At 42.9% G+C, this 19,696-nt stretch carries 9 protein-coding genes; 2 read left to right on the forward strand and 7 right to left on the reverse strand.

What is annotated here, in order from left to right:
* Positions 1 to 15: 15 nt before the first annotated feature.
* From VXM68_RS20730 to VXM68_RS20755, 6 genes are all read right to left on the reverse strand, one after another.
* Positions 16 to 3,387, reverse strand: coding sequence for a SusC/RagA family TonB-linked outer membrane protein (locus tag VXM68_RS20730; protein WP_367209878.1), 3,372 nt, complete (start codon positions 3,385 to 3,387; stop codon positions 16 to 18).
* Positions 3,388 to 3,499: 112 nt separating this feature from the next.
* Entirely contained in the window at positions 3,500 to 4,696 is a 1,197-nt protein-coding gene (locus VXM68_RS20735; protein ID WP_367209879.1) for a FecR family protein, read from the reverse strand.
* 66 nt (positions 4,697 to 4,762) lie between these two features.
* A complete protein-coding gene (locus VXM68_RS20740; RefSeq protein ID WP_293954396.1) occupies positions 4,763 to 5,350 on the reverse strand; it encodes a sigma-70 family RNA polymerase sigma factor in 588 nt (195 codons plus the stop codon).
* Between the two features lie 419 nt (positions 5,351 to 5,769).
* Positions 5,770 to 7,404, reverse strand: a complete 1,635-nt coding sequence (locus VXM68_RS20745) for an alpha-L-fucosidase (RefSeq protein WP_312330544.1) — start codon at positions 7,402 to 7,404, stop codon at positions 5,770 to 5,772.
* A gap of 249 nt (positions 7,405 to 7,653) precedes the next feature.
* Positions 7,654 to 9,261 carry a RagB/SusD family nutrient uptake outer membrane protein gene (locus tag VXM68_RS20750; RefSeq protein ID WP_312362137.1) on the reverse strand — a complete coding sequence of 536 codons (1,608 nt, stop codon included), beginning with the start codon at positions 9,259 to 9,261 and terminating at the stop codon, positions 7,654 to 7,656.
* Between the two features lie 13 nt (positions 9,262 to 9,274).
* Positions 9,275 to 12,382 carry a TonB-dependent receptor gene (locus VXM68_RS20755; RefSeq protein ID WP_312362136.1) on the reverse strand — a complete coding sequence of 1,036 codons (3,108 nt, stop codon included), beginning with the start codon at positions 12,380 to 12,382 and terminating at the stop codon, positions 9,275 to 9,277.
* A gap of 581 nt (positions 12,383 to 12,963) precedes the next feature.
* Here VXM68_RS20755 and VXM68_RS20760 point away from each other — a divergent pair.
* Entirely contained in the window at positions 12,964 to 13,179 is a 216-nt protein-coding gene (locus tag VXM68_RS20760) for a hypothetical protein (protein WP_293954389.1), read from the forward strand.
* Between the two features lie 76 nt (positions 13,180 to 13,255).
* On the opposite strand, the gene VXM68_RS20765 is transcribed toward VXM68_RS20760, so the two are convergent.
* The gene (locus tag VXM68_RS20765) at positions 13,256 to 16,663 is read right to left on the reverse strand and encodes a family 43 glycosylhydrolase (RefSeq protein WP_367209880.1); all 3,408 of its coding nucleotides are present in this window, start codon (positions 16,661 to 16,663) and stop codon (positions 13,256 to 13,258) included.
* Positions 16,664 to 16,911: 248 nt separating this feature from the next.
* On the opposite strand from VXM68_RS20765, the gene VXM68_RS20770 reads away from it, so the two are divergent.
* Entirely contained in the window at positions 16,912 to 19,641 is a 2,730-nt protein-coding gene (locus tag VXM68_RS20770) for a DUF5695 domain-containing protein (RefSeq protein ID WP_367209881.1), read from the forward strand.
* The last annotated feature ends 55 nt before the right edge of the window (positions 19,642 to 19,696 follow it).

Below are 19,696 nucleotides of genomic sequence, written 5' to 3' on the forward strand. Positions count from 1 at the left end.
CTCTTATATTTTTGATTATAAACCAGCCTGAAGGGTAAACGTGACACTTCGTGCAAAAGGGTAAGTAATTCCTCGTTCCACTTTGATGGACGACCAACGGAATAAATCATTAGCTATGACACCTATGCGTAGGCTAGATAAGGCCAATTTTTTAGCAAACTCTTTACGGGCATCGTATGATAAATTAAACGATTGAAGGGCCAACAATTTATCAGGCATAATAAAGCGAGAAGAAACACGTGTTTGGCCAAGATCTTGAATGCTTTTATAGAAAGTTACATCTCCAGGATTTTTCCATTTTTCTGCTAACACGCGGCTATCCACATTATAGCGTGGATCGGCATTTTCGACGCGGTCAACCAGCGTCTGATTGTAGGTTTTTCCACCAAACCTAGCTTGAAAATAGGCCACCACCATAAATTGTTTATACCGCAAAGTACCACCAAAAAATCCTTCCAGTTTTGGCGTTGCCACAGCGACAACATCAATATCGCGTGAATCCCAGTCATACGTCAATTGACCATTCTTTTTCATAAACACCTCTTTTCCACTTTCTGGATCAATACCTAATGAGGGAACAGCATAAATTGCATCCAAAGATTGCCCTTCGTTATAGCGCAATAATGGTACAGCTTTTAAATCGTCTCCCTCTTGAGCCTCGTCGACCCGTTGGTTATAGCTTTTTAGGGCATTTGAAATCCGAACAATTTTATTTCTATTTCGGACCAAGTTGGTCATCAAACTCAGGGTCCACTGCTCATTCCGAATCGGAATCCAATTTGCATTAATTTCAAAACCTTTGTTTTCCAGATCACCTAAATTTTCTTTATAGGAATTAAAACCCGTCGAAGGAGCTAGGTTAATATCCGCTAAAATATCCCGTGTGATTTTATAATAATAACGTGGCGATATCGTCAAACGATCCTTCCAAAGCCCAAGGTCGATCCCAAGATCCGTATTTTGTGTTTTTTGCCAAGTCAGGTTTTCATTTCCGTAATTCCTAACTGAACTCCCCAAGCCCGATGAATACCAATTGCTTTTATCATAACTATAGGTAGTACGGGCCATATATGGATCAAATTGTACCGATCCTGTAAGACCCACCGTTGCCCTTAATCTTAATTGACTGATGATATCATTGCTGAACCACGTTTCTTTATGCATATTCCATCCAACACCAGTCGACCAAAATGGAGCCGTCCGTCTATTCGCTCCGAATTTTGATGAACCATCCATACGAAATGTAGCATCAAACAAAAAACGGTTGTCATAGGAATAATTTGAACTTAAAAACACACCAAATAATCGTGAGGCACTGATGCTACTGGCCGGACTTCCCCCTTCTTCGTAACCTTTAGCAAATCCTATACTAGTAAATCGGTCATTTGGAAATCCTATCGCCTTAAATGAACGCTCATCGAAGCTTTCTGTGCGAATATTAGTACCTCCAACGATATTAAAATTATGTTTATCAAGGGTACGCATCCAGTTTAAGCGTAGATTGGCATCCCAATACAGTTCGTTGTTTGAATAACTTTCATAGCTACCTTTTTCGTCTGTACGGGAAGTAGCATAGGTATAAAAATCATTAGCCGACGGTGAGCGGAAATTGTCATTTGCATTAAGGCGTTTTAATAAACTGACCTGACCACGTAAGCGCAAACCCTTACCCAAATCAAAATCCCCTGAGAAATTGTTCAGCAATTCGGTATAGCTGAGTTTATTAAAACTATTTAATGTTGCATTATAAAGTGGGTTTAATACCACTTCTCGATTAAAATTACCCTCGTTTGTCCGCCGGTTCCATGTATCCACTTCTTGTAAGATATTGCCGTTTTCATCAGTCATTCGATAATATGGGTTCATATTCACGTATTCAGAAAATGAGCCATAAGGGGATTCAGTACCACGCACTATCGTTACCGCAAGTTCATTCTGAAATCGGAGCTTATTTTTCACATTGTAAGTGAAATTTAAGCCTCCAGAATACTGATCTCGGCCTGAACCCTTCATTACACCAGGTCTAGTCTGATAACGCAAATCTACACCATAACGGAACGTTTCAGCTCCACCTTGAACGTAAAGGCCATGTTTTTGTCCTATCGCAGTGCGAACAGGTTGGGATAGCCAGTACGTATCTACTCCCCCCAATACATTCGCTAATTTGTTATAGTACTTTTCATCCAGCTCATCCTTGGACCGCTGCTGTATGACTGGATCATATAGTCCCGCTAATTTCTCATAAGCTAATTTATCACTTGCATGTAAAACACTGTATCCCGTGAGATCAGGTGTATTTATATTGCTTTCATGCGTATAAGTCAATTGCAGTTTACCCTCCTTAGGCATCTTGGTTGTGATGACCATAACACCATTGGCGGCTCGAGAGCCATAGATCGCTGTCGCCGCTGCATCTTTCAAAATTGTAACACTCTCTATTCGGGTCATATCAAGGTCGAGCACTTTTTGAACACTGACTTCGAAACCATCTAAAATAAACGCCGGCATATTGATAGCCGTGGTAATATTATCTCTTCTCAATACCTCACCGCTTCCAGTCGGCAGTGACGAAGATCCTCGCACATTGATATTTGGTAATGCATTTGGATTGGAGCCCGCGAGATTATTGTCGAGTAATTTAAACGATGGATCGAATACCTGCATCGCCTGTAGGACGTTTTGCGGATTTACCTGCCGCAGTTCATCGCCGCTTTTGGTAATCGCAGTTCCCGTATACGAGTCTTTTTTTAGCACCTGATAACCCGTAACAACCACTTGCTCCAGTGCATTTGCCTCTTCTTCCATCACAATGCTATATTCGTCCTTGTTTTCAACCAAAGCGAGGGTGAGGTTTTTATAACCGACCCGACTTAATGTAAGCGGTTGCGTTGTGCCGACAAAAGAAAAACGCCCCTCTTGATCTGCTACTGCAATGGTATTACCCATTTGTGAAATATTCACTCCAGAAAGAGGCGCCCGGTCTTTCCCCATCACTTGTCCTCGGATCTGCTTTTGCACTGGTTTTACCCCTTGCGGAAGGCGTATAGGTTCAGCTTTCGATGGACTAGCTTTCCTTTCCAGGAAAATTGTCTTCGATTCAATTGTATAGCCGAGATCCTGCGGACTTAATATTTTATCAAGAAATAATTTAAGGGGCATTTTGTCCGCTTTGATAGAAATTGGCTTTACCGATTCCAACATTTTTTTGGTTCCGAGCACCTCATAATTCGTCTGAATCTTGATAGCCTGCAGCACATCCATTAGCGGAACATTGCGCCCGGAATAGGTTACTGTTTGCCCATTTACCTTCTGGCCTAGCTGGAGTAAGACAGCAAAAACTAGCCATAAAAGGGTCCTGGTCGTTTGTGAAAAACAACTTAATTTCATTAATTCTAGTTAATTTAGTTAGGTTAGATTGCAGAATCCACTGATTAGCTAAGTGGATTAACTGTCCAATTTGTTAATTTATATTATGTGGTCAAGTATAATTTTCTGTTCTCTACTGGCCTCCTTTCTGTGTTTTAGGATTACTATGTTCAATGATTAATTTCCCATCATCAGTCAGATGATACGACAGATCCTGGTCTTTTAATAGTTTGAGGATGGTTGATAATTTGCTTGTTCTAAATGTTCCTCCAAAGAAGGAAACATCAGGCACATCGCCCTTATAAACCACATCAACCGCATACCATTGGGACAGTTCATCCATGACTTGTCGAAGTGACTTTCCATCAAAATTAAATTTGCCGTAGACCCAGGCGATTTCCTGCTGCACGTTTACGGACTGTTTGATCAGCTGCGTTCCGGTATTGACAGCCTGATTTCCAGGTAGCAAGTTTAGTTTTTGGCCTTTGATCAGTTCCTTTACCTGTACGCTACCCTCTAGCAAAGTTGTTTTTGTTTGGGTTGATGTTGGATACGCATTAATATTAAATTGTGTTCCCAATACTTGTACCTGCTGATTTTTGGTATGGACTATAAAAGGCTGTTTTTTCCTTTTGGCAACTTCAAAAAATGCCTCTCCTTGGAGACTGACCTCGCGTTTGTCCTTCGCAAACTGCGTTGGATAAGAAAGTATTGTTCCGGCATTTAGCTTAACCCGGGTGCCGTCGGGTAAAGTGACCTCATAAGTACCACCACGCGGAGTTTCAATGTTGGCAGATACCGCTGCCTCGATCGAAGCTATATCATGACCGTCGTCATAGCGTATACCACTCCCATTGATAACTACTTGTTTTTCATTGTTGTTCAATGAAAACCTTCTACCGTCAGACAGTGTAATGATAGCCTGATGTGAGGCTGGAAGGCGGTCAATTGCAACGGTGCGCTGCGTTTCAACCGGGTGACCGTTGTCTTGAAACCAATACCAGACGACAGACAGGGCCAAAAGCACGCTCGCAGCAGCGACGTAAGGCCATAGACGCTTCACGAGTCCAACTCTTCTCTTAGAAGAATGGAACGAAATTTTAGTCTTCAGCGACTCGAAATTATGTTTCTTATCAAAATGCGCCAGACTCGTATACCCCTCACGTTGTTGTGCCTCATCTAGGCAACGTTGATAGACCTGTTGGTTCCATTTCGATTCTTGCAGCCAGCTCTCCAAAAAAAGACGGTCTTCGCCGCTGAGCGCTCCCCGCATTTCACGGAGTACAAGCGAACTGATAAAGATAAGTTTTTCTTCTTCTTTAGTATCCATTTTGAGCTATTTCATCTATAGATACCACACTGATGTAAAAAAGTACCAAAGACAATTGAAAAAATATTATATTTTTCCAAAAAGAACGATCAACGAGAGTAGATAATTAAAGGAATCGCGCTTCAAATGTTGGCGTAGAAGGCCTAAAGCACGTAATTTTTGATTTTTTACCGTTTGAATATTTAATTGCAGTAGATCCGCAATTTGCTGGTTACTGTTTCCTTCGAGATAGCTCAACTGTATAATTTCGCGTGCTTTGGGTGGAAGTTTTTGAATAGCTTCATAAAGCTCTGCCATTGCTTCAGTATAAACTATTTCATGCAAATAGGATTTTTGATTCGGTTCCTGCTGTGCCATATAACGATCCACCCGATTCAATCTTCTGCTGCGGGCGGTCTGGTGATTGATCCCAACGTGCCGGGTAGCCTGATAGAGTGCTGCCTTCAAATGGGATAAGCTCTCATAGCGTCGTCCACTTTCCCACAAGCGGATAAAACCCTCTTCGGCAATATCTTGAGCTTCTCTGCTTTCATCCACAAAGCTCGATGCATATAAACAGATACGGCTGAAATAAAGATTATATACCTGCGCACAAGCCTGCTCCTCTCCTTTTAGGAAAGCTTCAAGCAGTTCTTTTTCGCTCGGATAGTTCATGGGTAGATTCGTTTAGCTAGCGGCACATCTTTTCGTGGATAAAGATAATTGAGTTTTTCATAATTTTCGTAATTCAACCATAAATTTTTCAGCAAACTGCATTTCTGAAAACCCATGCTCAGATACTTTATGATCTGGAAAACTCTATGTCTAACCACATTTTCCGCATACTGCTTAGCGCAAAATAGGCATACCGCCGGCCGCGAAATCCCGAGGCGTATTTTTTCGTTATTTTTTCCGATGAAAGGCAAGGTATTGCTAAATAGTTTGGACACTGGTCGTCGATTAACAGCGTAACTTCATAGGTTCAATATTTTGCGCATTAGTCATACCGCCTGCCTTGCTATCCCGCGAGATACAATTATAGCGTTTTTAACCAGCATCCAACACATGCTTTAACAACAGAAAAAATCAAAACTTTACGTGATTTTTAATACCATCGCAATGTTGTTTTGAGCGAATTTATCCGGCAAGGAGACCTGAAGAACATTATCGAGTTGCTGATAGGAAATTCGATCATCACTTCCGAGCAGCTGTATCCGCCTTACTTTTCTCGCATTCGGGGCCGAACGGCCTAAAGACTTAATGTTGATTTGCTTTTCGGTCGGCATCCCCATAACAAAGGCATACAAAACATTTCCCTTCGTGGTAAAACGGACATCATCGCTGGTAAAAGCTTTTCCTTTCCCTTCATTGAAACCTTGCACGCTCAATGACGGAGCCTCCTCCTGTGCCGGTCCCTCCCCAAAGATAACCCATGGTCTCGTACCAATGATGGCTTCCTGATGAACAGACATCCAGTTCCCTATTCCTTGAACCACCTCCTTCGCTTTTTCGTCAATAGAACCATCTCCCCGCAAGGGTACACTTAATAATAAATTACCATTTTTACTGACCACATCAATCAACATGTGGACAACGGTTTTAGCAGATTTATAGTGATTGTTATCATATATACGACGGTCGTAATGCCAAGATCCTATACAAGTACAGGTCTGCCATGGCTGCGGTTCGATGGTATTGCTTTGTCCCCGTTCGATATCCCATACCAAGCATTTACGTTGCTGTTCATTCAGGATCTTCCCATTAATGACTACATTAACTTTACCATTATTTTCCTGCATGCTCTTATTATAAAAATCGGCTGCAATCTCCAGTCCAACATTACTTATTGGATAGAGGGGTAGCACCGTATCGTCAAAATAAACGATATCCGGGTTGTAATTATGGATCAATTCCATCGTCCGCGCTTTGAAATTTTCACAGTATGCCTTATCAGGTACACTCACGCCAGAGTCTACATCCCAATGCCATTGCCGATGAACGGTATGATCATCTTTGCTATCCAAACTAAGTTCATGCTCCTGCGCGTAAAGCTCCTGCGGATCGTAGTCTGCCCACCATGTTCCTACACCATCTTTTTTTGTCAATTTACCATCATAAGGAACTCCGGCAAACTTCCCGGCTTTATCACTTCGCTGAGCCGTTTCATACCAGGTCCAAGCATGTGCTGCGTGAACGCTTACGCCAAATTTAAGCCCTCTTTTTTTTGCTGCACTTTCCCAACCGCCCACAATATCTTTTTTAGGGCCAACATTCACGCTGTTCCATTTATGGTGGCTACTCCGGTAAAGGTCCAGATTATCATGATGATTGGCCAACGCCATAAAATATTGGGCTCCAGCATTTTTGTACAATTCCATTAACTCTTCCGGATTCCAATTTTCGGCTTTCCACTGATGGATAACATCTTTAAAACCAAACACCGAAGGATGTCCATATTTTTCGACGTGATAATTATACTGGTCGGATCCCTCCTGATACATACCTCGCGCATACCAATCTCCCCTTTCCGGTTCACACTGCGGCCCCCAATGTGCCCATATACCAAATTTAGCATCCCTAAACCAATTAGGAACCTGGTAACTTGCTAGCGAACGCCAGTCGGGGTGAAAGGGCACTTTCCCAAGATAAGCATGTGCCGCGCTGAATCTACTAAGGAAAAGGGTCGGAATAGTTGCACCGAGAAACTTAATTGCTGTTCTTCTGTCCATTATATCATGATCTGCGAAATGCCTCACCTAAAGATGCTCGACAAAGGCATTTGGTTTATAATCTGTTATCTTTTTGAATACCAAAAATACCTGAATTGAACCAACAATGAAACTACATAATCGATGAATACTAATACAATATCGACACAGACTCCATTTTTTGCACCGTTAGGCAATAAAAAAGGTGCCCTAAAAAGGGCACCCCCACCTAACACTAACTATGAATAAATAACCAATAACTTTCTAAGATCAATTGTTCATCTCATTACCTTTTAAATTTTTATTATTATCCAGTTCAGCTTGAGGGAAAGGATAATACATGGCTTTTGGCGACCAGCCCCCTTTCTTCAACGGCTCCAACCAGACAGGATCAGCCATTCCCCACCGCAACAAATCAAAATACCGTTGATATTCACCAAGGAATTCGACAAATCGCTCATGAACGATAATATTTTTGACGGTATTTAATGAAACACCGTTTTTTACTAAACCTTGCGCAAGCAATCCGTCTACGTCAGGAATCGTTCCTTTCGATTTTTGATACCAAAGATGCGGCTGTTCATCGGGAACGATATTATTGGCACGCATCCTAACCAGATTGATGTATTGCTTGGCTCCAGTTACATCCCCCCGTTCGTTGAGGCACTCCGCATAAAGAAGCAGCACATCACTGTACCGAAAAATGCGGTCGTTATTACCGTTATCAAAGTCCGCTATTTGCACGTCAGGACAATATTTTCTTGTACCATATAGATCCTTATTCGTCGCCAAATTCTTCATCCAGTCCGTATAAGTGGTGACCTTACCATCCAATTGCGTAAAATTCGCACCATTCTCACACCATAAAGTCATAAACTTTCTAGGATCGCCATCTTCAAATTGATCATGCGCCATTTTATTGGGCGCGAGATTCCACCAAGCGCCGCCAGTACCGTCAAACATGCCGATTTCCTGCCATCGCCACGAACTCGATATATCGTCACCTAGCCAGCCCGGACCATTATAAAGCTGGACTTCAAAAATAGACTCCTGATTATTCTCTTTTGTCTCCAAGAAATTATCCCTGTAAGAGGACATCAACTGGTACTCCTTACTATCAATAACACTTTTTAATTGAATCTCAGCATTTGCAAAATCCGCCGCCTGTCCTTTAGCCAAAATGGGTTTATAAAGGTAGGTTTTGGCGAGATAAGCCTGTGCAGCACCTTTTGTCGCCCTACCGATCATTTTGCTGTCAGCATAAAGTGCTGCCCGTGCTGGCAACAATTCCGATGCTTTCTTGAAATCATCCACGATCTGCGCATAAACGGCGCCCGCCGGTGCATTGCCCGGATAATAATCTTCATTTGTTTCAACAGGTTTACTCATTAGTGGAATGGTTTCACCAAACAACATGCCCAGATGCAGATAATTCAAACCTCGCAGAAAATACGCTTCCCCCAACAATCTATTTTTTCTATTTTGTTCTATTTCGCCCTCAAATTTCTGAATACGGTCAATAGCTAAATTAGCCGCAAATACCCCGTTCCAAAAATCTCTCCAGGTCTGCGCTGTCATTCCATCGCTCGCAGGCGTATTGTAGCTATCCTGATACATAGGCTCCCACTTAAACGTGTGGTTGTAATCATCCCCAGGAGCCAAAAGCTCAAAATACAAACTACGAGCATATCCACCCTGCGTACGCCCAATCAGCGCCTGGTATGCGGGTATAACGGAATTTTCCAATTGATCTGCCGTCTTATAATAAGTATCTGTCGACAATTCCTGAGGATTGGATAGATCCAAATTTGGTTTACAACTCGAAAACTGTAACAGCAGAGCAGCAGCAACAAGCTTTATATAGTGTCTATTCATCATGTCGATATCGTCGTTAGAATGTAAATTGAATACCCATAAAATACTCTCTTGAATTCGGGAAGCTCAGCCCCCATGGCGTTTGCCCATCAATTCCACGGCTCAAATTGGAGCGTGTATCGCCCGACCCCACTTCAGGATCATATCCCGAATATTTGGTAAAGGTCAGCAGGTTTTTTGCGCCGACATAAAACCGTAATCGGTCGATCTTCCAGCGTTCAAGCGTTGGGCTAGAAAAACTGTAACCAATATTGACGACTTTGAGACGCAGATAAGAGCCATCCTCAACAAACCTGTTCGAAGCCCTTAAATTCTGATTAGGATCACCAAGTACAGCACGTGGAATATCGGTATCTGTATTTTTGGGATACACTGTCGTCTCACCGGATACTGGATTTTTGAAGATAAGTTCTTCTGCACGGTAGCGATCCAGCGTTGAAGCAAAATTGTTATAGTAATGGTACATGCCCTCGCCCCAATAGCGGCTATTGTTATAGATATCGTTCCCCTGACTTCCCTGCCACATCATCGACAGATCAAAAATCCCTATAGCACTGCTATAACTCACGTCAGCATTGAATCCATAACTAAAATCGGGTATTGGGCTTCCCAAAAAGTCCTTATCTTGATCATTTAATACCTTGTCGCCATTTCGGTCGTTGAATCGCACATCCCCAAGTGCTGCATTAGGCGCAAAAGCTTTATCTTCATCCAATTGCGCTTGGCTTGTATATAAACCGTTGGTAGTGTAGCCCCAAAATTCCCCCACTGATCGGCCAACAGCTGTCCTTGTTACATTTTCTCCACCGGGCGAGATACTTCCCCACAAAATTTCATTATTGTTGCCCAAGCTGAGCACACGGTTTTTCACAAAAGATATATTGGCCCCGATTTGATAGCTAAAATTGCCTGCTCGATCTTTATACGATGCCAAGACATCCCAACCCCGGTTCCGTATGCTACCGGCATTCAGCACTGGAAAGTTGTTGCCATACCCAGCAGTGAACGAAATAGGCACATTGATCAGCATGTCCTCAGTCCTTTTATTGTAGTAGTCGATGGTCAAAGCCAATTTATGATCAAAAAGTTCCAAATCGACACCAATATCAGTAGAGTACTGGCTTTCCCACTTTACATTCGGATTAGAAGGAGTCTGTGGTAAAGCACCTGTTACCATCACATTGTTCAGATAATACCACACATGATCAAAACTCACCGTCCGTTGATATTGATATTGCGCGATATCCGAATTCCCCAGAAGTCCATAACTACCGCGGAGCTTCAATTCGCTAATCGCAGGAAATGCTTTCATAAATGATTCCTGACTGATGCGCCATCCTGCAGATACCGAAGGAAAGTTTCCATAGCGATATTGGTTGCTAAAGTTTGCCGATCCATCCCTTCGCATATTTAATGTCAGAAGATATCGATTGTCATAATTATAGTTGACACGTCCAAGCATAGAATACATGGCCGACTGCCCCACTCCTGAACCAACAAGGCGGGAACTCGCCAAGGAGGCCGAATTGAGAATCAAAACATCTGGACTTGGCAACCCCCGGGCGCCGGCATTGACCGCATTATAACGGGATTCTTCCGACGTGATACCCGCTAAAGCCGAAATTGCATGTTTGCCAAAATTATTTTCATAACTCAGCGTATTTTCAAATAACCATCTGTTATTTTGACTACTCGATATATTGAGTTCATCCGGACTATGGTTTTGGTATTGACCGACCGAGTAGTTGCCGATGTAACCCTCATTTCGCACACGGCTAAGGTCTATTCCCATATTAAATTTATAGACCAGTCCTTTGATAATTTCATAGGTAGCCCATGCATTACCGTTTACCGAAAAATTATCATTGACGTTTTTATTGAGGTATGCGTTTGCCAATGCACTTGGGACGTCGGTTCCGTTGCCAGCTCCTGCAAACCCGGTACTGCTATTCGCATCATATAGTGGCAATGTCGAAGACCACTTCTGTGCATCGAAGATGTTTTTATCACTCCAATTCCGGCGCGTATAACCCAATGAAAGTGTTTCCCCTATCTTAAGTTTACCTTTGGTAAAATCAGAGATGAATTGGGCGCCATAATACTTATTTTTATCCTGAATAATAATGGATTTATCTGTAGCATAAATACCACTTAACCGAAAATTCGCATTTTGAGAACCGCCCGAAAGGGAAAGATTATGCCGTTGGTAATTGCCAGTATGCAGCAATTCATCCATCATGTTATATCCTTCCCCAATTGCCGACGGTTTGGCGAGCGCAGCCAAATAGTCTTGACGTGAGGGATCTTTATTATACATTTCCTCATTGATCAATTCCGCCAGCTGCTGTCCGTTCAATAGCGGTACATTATGGGAGATATTTTTGATGCCAGCGAAAGCATTGTAATCAATCTTTACATCTCCGGCTTTACCCCGTTTTGTGGTGACCAAAATAACGCCATTCGCTCCCCGGGCACCATAAATAGCACTGGAAGCAGCATCTTTCAACACCTGAATACTGGCAATATTATTTTCGTCGGGCATTGCCCCGCCGATCATACCATCTACCACATAGAGGGGATCGGTTCCGTTAATGGATCCAACACCACGGATGCGAATAGCTCCATTGGTTACCTGTACGCCGGGCACAGCACTCTGAAGCGTGGCAATCGTTCCTCCAGGTACTTTTACAAGATCTTTGGTATCGACAACCGCAATAGAAGATGTTAGATCCACCTTCCTTTGCTTACCATATCCAACCACCACAACCTCATCCACCGCAATGGTTGTGGCAACAAGTGGAATGCTCACCTCTGAAGCGCTACCGATGACATATTCGACGAGTTTATAACCTACATTGGACACAATAATCGTCTCGCCCGGATTGAGCTTGAGCACAAATTCACCTTTCTCATTTGTGGAAGTACTGAGTGTTTTATCTTTCACTCTAATCGATGCCCCGATAATAGGTTTTCCCTGATCACTTATGATCTTCCCATGGATCACTTTTTCTTGAGCAGACAGTCGTCCAATGGACATTAACATGGAAGCTATTAACAACCACTTCACTTTCCTGTTCCTCTCTTTGGAAAAACAAAAGATAGATGACACATAATTTTTGTTCATAATCTTACTTGATATAAATTTCTTGCTGCCTATTAAGGCAGGTAGTTGGTTATTTATTGATATGAATTGGTTATTACTTATATTCAAATTGTATCTACTCACCCGTTATGTGGGATATCACCACATAAATATTGGCTTTCTTCAATAAGGTATATGCTTAAAAAATCATTATTCCCTTTATAGCTCATCCTTGTAAAATGAGTTAGCCATTTGCTAGTTGGTTATAAAGCGAAACTATTGTTTTTATTAAGATTCCTTTGCAACAAATATTTAAAAGAAGGGTAAAAATGTTTAAAATAGAAGATCTAAAGTACCGACAAGGATGTTGAATATCGCGCAAAATAGCACAAAATGACGCTATTTTTGAAAATATTGCTAAAAGTCCGCTATAAAATATGATAATTTGATAGCTCAACGAAAAGAATTCTATACAAAAAAAACAGAACAACAATTTCTAATCATTTAAAGAAATATAAAATATTTTTTCGCATCTTTGATGTGATTTATACAATCTATTGAATTAACCATTTAATGATGTTTTGGATATTTTATCCAACCTACTTAAAAAAGAGCCAAATGTTATGGAATATTTTTCACCATTGAAACACCGTTCCGATGAGATCACAAAATTCATTGCTAATTGTGGTATATTTTCCTTGCTCCTGAAAAATGGTCAAGTCATCCAGTTTATCCCAGAAAATCCAGATCAGTTTACCGAATGGCTAAACAGCAAGGGGATTAAAAACATTAGAGGAAAACAAACGAATCCGTACAAATCTATCTTTGAGGAGAAATAGACTTTTTCTAGCTATTGGGTAAAGGCCATTATGCGCATAAAACCATATTATGCGCATAATACAATTAGAAATAGATTTATTTCCATATCCGGAATGCATCAAATACGACATAACCCAACGCATTGTTACCGGCGATTTGATACAGTCCAACGCGCAGCTTTTTACCATTCAGATCATTTCTTACAAATGGCGTCCCCGGAAGGTCCCTCCAATCCAGACCATCTTTCGAGGATCGTAAGAAGAAATAATTACCAACCTTTTGAACCTGAAGATAAGGTGAAAAATCGATTCCCGTCCCCGTATTGTCTTCCTGAAAAATTTGCGGTCCAATGCTTCGCGACAGATTGCCGAGGTTCCATCCCGTTAAAATACAATGATTGATGTAAGCACCCTTCCTGTCCACCGGTTGAATCATAATACCAGCTTCGTTTGATGTGCGTATCCGGCGAGCCAAGCCCGCTACATCGCTTACCTTGACTTCCACAGTAAAATCACCTTCCAGCTCTTTATAAAGAAAAGGGCCGGGCGGTAATTTGTCGCCCCACTTGGTATCCTTCGACTGTAATTTCCAGCTGCTGTTCTGCCAAGAAACCTCAGTCTGTGTACTATCATTCCAACCAATAGCCTCATATCCATCCCAAAAAGGGATCTTCTTATTTCGGGTTGTATCACCCTGTAGTGTTGAAAACTGGAGCAATTTAGGCTTTAGCTCCCGAACAGAAAGTCGGGTGGGCTTACTCACATGTCCAAAGACATCTTTAACCAACACTTCGATGGCCTTCTCAACTTTGGACGGTTTAAAAAGATGGTAGGACTCTTGTTTCCAGTATGATAGCTCATTTTCTCCACGAAACAGATACCAAAGCCCTTGCTGTTTTTCCACCTGCACAAAGACCTGATTGCCATTCATAAAATGCGGTTGCGAAAGTACCTTTGGAACATACGCTTCCAAACCATTAGCCAACCCATCCTTCCACTGGCTGAACCTTTTATTTACCGCATCCGATGTTAAGTGATGTGGATAAGCACGAAAGAAATGAAATGGATAAGTCAATTGAATACCGTTACTCATCATCCTTAGCAGTTTGTCAGAATAACCCGGCTTTTCAAATTTACCGTTAAGATAAAATTTCTTCTTCCCATTATCAGCTGTTATTACAGCATGTTGCCATGCAGTACCATCGTACCAATCGAAGTCCAAAGCATAGTTTTTTTCCTGCAATATCGCTGTCAAAGCCTTACTTTCTAGGGTATTTACTTTTATTGACAGTCTGTTACCCTTCACAGCGACTTCCGCATCTTGAAGCGTTACTAACGTGTCTGCTGATGTTCCCTGATTTCTTAAGGTGTTGACTTTCCCAAGGTTCAAATCATCAGCTTGCAGCGCAAAAAAATGCCATTCCGGATCCACATTTGCCAATTTGGCTACCAATTGCTCATCTAAGGCGGTATGATACAGTTTTAAATCCGCTACATAACCCGAAAAGTTTTGATTGAGTATGTCCGAAGCTCCAAGAACAAAAGATTTCCCCGGATGAACAAACAGCATTCTGTTCTCCGTACGCTGCAGTTTTCCATCCACATAAATAGACTCTTGATAGCCATCGAAAGAGAATACAATGTGATGCCAGGAATTTGCCTCTGGAACAGAAGAATACCCCATATCAGGCCACGATCCGTGAATGATAGCACCCTGTTTTGGATCGCTGCCATAACCAAATAGTGCCCTACTGAGATCCTGCGATCCCGACGACCAGGCAAGCAGTTGTTCAAATCTTTCAACCCTGGGATTATTTACCCATAGTGCAAGGCTAAACGAACTATTTCCTGCAAGTGACTGCGGTACGGCAAAACTCGATCGCAGCGCAGTGGTTCCGTCAAAGAAAAATGCCCGCTTGCCTTGATAATTTTTAACGGCCAATGCCTGTTCAGAACTAAACACTCCCCCTATCAAACCCTTATTTTTAATATTTTTCACGAGCTGCCCCTCCTCGTAATCCGTTGCATCAATATGGATCAGATCGCCTTGCGTTACTTCTTTAGCAGGCATGTGTTGTGGTGGCGACCATAATGTCTCCTGAACGAGCTGCTGTGTATAAACCTTCATATTCCATAGACCACGAGGAAGCCCATTCAATTGCGTATGCAGTATATGCAGTCTAACATATCGCCCCAAAGCTTTACCATGTTCAACAATAGGACTTGCCCAACGGTTGTTGTCCGAACGATCCACATAAGTCACCCAGGTTATTGCATCGACAGAAGTCTCTAATCTGTACTGATAGGCATAAGTCGGATACTCAAATTGAATGGCTATTGTCTGTATATCCACCACCTTTCCTAAGTCAATTTCTACCCAGGACGGTCCTTCGTTGTTCTTGGCACGCCATAATGTTCCATTATTGTTGTCTACCACGAAAGAGGGTCTAAAATCCATCGAGTAAAAAGAGGATGCCCTCACTGCTTTCCCAAAAGCCAAATCGACCGGCTCTGCCTGAGCAGATACTACATCCAGCACGCCAGTATGTGTAGGTCGCACCGGCACGATGTCACCCTCGGGCGTAAAGAAAATTTCGTCCATCGCCACCTGACGGTGGAAACCACCTCCCGAATGCGGATTATTGTGTCTGTGATAGACAATGAAATAACGGTTGTCTAGCTCCAACACACTATGATGTCCTGGGCCATGAATACTACCATCCTCATTGGTGGTCAAAATGGGATTGGTAGAAGGGTATTCAAAAGGTCCCATAGGGCCTACTTTACTTTTGACGTATTGTACGCGGTAGCTATCATCTTCACAATGGCCGGAAGAGTACATCAGATAATAGATGCCCTTACGTTTAAACATATAAGGAGCTTCAAAAAAGTCTTTCGCCACGGTATTGGGGATCAACGCTGTCTTTTGGAAAGTTTTCATATCGTTATTGAGTATCCCTACAGCACAACCATGATCGGGATAGATGCCCCAGGTTCCCCAATACATATAGATGCGGCCATCGTCATCCCGAAAGGTTTGCCCGTCTAGGGTAATCACGCCGGGGATCATATAATTTGGGATCATCGATTTGCCGTCAGGCACTAAAGGTTTCCAGGGGCCCGTTGGGCTATCGCCCACTGCGCCAAAAATTTCGACAGGCTGACTATAATAGAGGTAATAACGGCCATCGTATCCCTGCGTCATATCCGGCGCCCAGTACCAATGTGTATTGGGCCAGTTCATCGGTTGAATCTTCCAGTTTCTTAAATCTTTCGATGTCCACACCTGTGACGGCCCCGCACCCCAGCCATTCCCATCAGTCGTCGCAAAGATATAATAGGTATCCGCAATTTTTTTAATCGTCGGATCAGCAAAATATCCAGGCAGCAGCGGATTCAACACATTCGGCTGCTGCCAAGGTTGTAACGACTGCGCGAACGTCTTGCTGCCCAACCACCAGCACAATATTGCCAAAACCGTAAAATAGAAATAATCCATCCTCATAACGCAAAGTTTATTGGTTAAAAAAAAGACAGCTCAACCAATCGATTTTATAACAAATAAAACCTACGATAAATGTCCATTTTACATTAAATTTATAAATCAACAGCGGTATTCCAAATTTTGAAGTCAAATCGGTTAAGAATGGGGTATTTAAGGTTAAAATTCACCCATAAATACAGGCTACAATCATCCATCTTTGTAAGAGCAATGACCTTCGCTGTCTTAAAATGGTTACTAAAATGTCTAAAATGAATCTAAAAAAAAGCTATTGGATCCTCTTTGCGCTCGTCTGCACACAATTGTCAACTCGTGTGTATAGCCAGCAGGATGAACATCCGGTATGGAAAGCAGTAAAAGCACAGCAGGCCACTTTAGGCTTGGAGGAGGGTGCCAAAAGCTTCACCCTCAAAAACCTCAATGTGGCTATACTCAACGCATCCCAGACACTATCATCCTTTCGGCCCAATAGCGTCGAAAAGGGTTTTGACTATACGCCAGTTGAACTTCTCAACAAAAGAGATCGCAATCAGTTTTTTCATATCGGCGATATCAATATCCGTTTGCGTCGTCAGGGAGACAGCTCATGGACGGCCTATTCATCAGCTGCTGACCGTAAGCATGTCATCGCAATACCTCCTGCGAAAAACAACCTCGCCAGTGCAGATATCAGTCCCACGCTTAACCATATCCCTTTGAAAGTGATCCGACACTGGCAGGATGACCAGGGGGATCTGATCTTGAGTTTTGAACTGACAAACCCCAACGATTATACGATCGAGATTGGATCAATGGGTATCCCTCTCCCATTCAATAATAACATGGACTGGAAGAATCTCGATCAGGCACATGCCCAGAACGTCTTTTTCGATCCCTATATCGGCCAGGATGCCGGGTATCTGCAAGTTAACCGCCTGCATGGCAATGGCCCTAGTTTGCTGGTATTGCCCTATAAAAATGCAGGATTTGAAGCCTACAATCCGCTCAATACTGACCCGACTCCCCGAAGTATTACTTTTGAGGGGTTTCATGAATGGATGATCCATAGCAAGGCCTATGCCGAGACTGAATGGAAAGGCGTAGAACAATGGAATACACCTACATCTACGCTCTTGAAACCTCACGAATCCAAGACCTTTGCCTTAAAATTTGTCCTTGCCCCAAGTATCCGGGAAATAGAGTCTGAGTTAGTGAAGAACAACAGGCCTGTAGCTATTGGCGTACCTGGCTATCTTGTTCCGATGGACAATCCGGCCAAACTTTTTATCAAACACAGCAAAGCTATTAAAAGTATCAGTGTTTATCCCGAAGGAGCATTAACCTTGACAAAAAAAGGAAGCACACCGCAGCAATGGATCGAATATGAAGTGAAAGGCAACCGTTGGGGACGTGCACGATTAACAATCAACTATCGCGACGGTATAACGCAGACTATCCAATACAAAGTAATCAAATCCGAAAAAGAAGTGGTTCAGGATCTCGGTCATTTCCTGACCACCAAACAATGGTATGAAAATGACAAAGATCCCTTCAAACGCTCACCGGCTGTCATCTCATACGACTATGAGGAACAGCAGCCCATCACCCAAAATAAAAGTGCCTGGTTTGCTGGTCTCAGTGATGAAGCTGGAGCGGCAAGCTGGCTTGCCGCATTGATGAAACAAGTATTGCAGCCCGATCAACAGGAAATAGCCAAATTGAAACGGTTTGTCAATGAAACCTTATATGGTCATATCCAGCACAAAGAAGGAGATAAGAAATATGGGGTGGTCAAAAGCCTATTTTATTATGAACCCGACTCCATGCCAGCTGGCACCTATCGTACGGACATCAACTGGAAGACCTGGTCTGCCTGGCCGAAAAAAGAAGCCGACGATATTGGTCGTTCCTACAATTATCCTCATGTGGCGGCAGCACACTGGGTGATGTACAGGCTCGCCCGCAACTATACGAATTTAGTGAACGAAGAAAGCTGGCAAACTTACCTCGAACGGGCTTACCAAACGAGTATCGCCATGGTCGAAAAGGCGCCCTACTACGCCCAGTTCGGTCAAATGGAAGGGAGTATCTTCCTTATCATCTTACAAGATCTTCGCCGAGAAGGATTGACGACCTTGGCCAATAACCTTGAAGCTGCGATGCGCAAGCGGGCAGAGCATTGGAAAACCCTTAATTATCCGTTCGGAAGTGAAATGCCTTGGGATTCCACGGGTCAAGAAGAAGTCTTTCTTTGGTCACGCTTTTTTGGCTTTGATGAGAAAGCACAGGTCACTTTGAATGCCATCATCGCCTATATGCCTACCGTTCCGCATTGGGGTTACAACGGTAGCGCGCGGCGTTACTGGGATTTTGTCTATGGTGGCAAACTTTCGCGAATCGAGCGTCAGCTCCATCACTACGGTTCCGCGCTTAATTCCATCCCTGTGCTGACGGCCTATCGGGATCATCCCGACGATTTCTACTTGCTACGTATCGGACATGCAGGCATGATGGGAGCACTGGCCAATGTTACTACCGACGGCTTCGGTCCGGGAGCATTCCACTCCTATCCATCCACATTAGCCAATGACGGCATCTCCGGAGATTACGGAACCGGCTTTTATGGCTATGCAGTCAATTCGGGAACCTATATAGTGGAGCACCCTGAATTTGGGTGGCTCGCATTCAGCGGTAATCTAAAAACCGAAAAACAGCTGGTCAAAGTTGCGCTGACGACAGCATCCAATGCTCGCGTATTCCTCGCCAAGGAGAATCTTTGGCTCACCACAGATGCCGGCGAGATCGCCGAACTGCACTACGATCAAAAAGACGGTAGCATCACCCTGGTTTTCAATAGCGCTAGTCAGAAACCTATTACGAATATCTTGCTTAATGTTAATCCCGAAAGCAATTACGTAGTAGAAGGTTTCAATAAGGATGCATTTAACCGTTATACAATACCTGTGTCAACTAAAATGATAACATTGAAAAAGTTGAAGTAAAAGTGCTACACAGTAGCGCGCATAAGATAACAATAAAGGTGGCTTCCATGAGCTG

Source organism: Sphingobacterium sp. R2, assembly GCF_040760075.1.
In the GTDB taxonomy this organism is placed as follows: Bacteria; Bacteroidota; Bacteroidia; order Sphingobacteriales; family Sphingobacteriaceae; genus Sphingobacterium.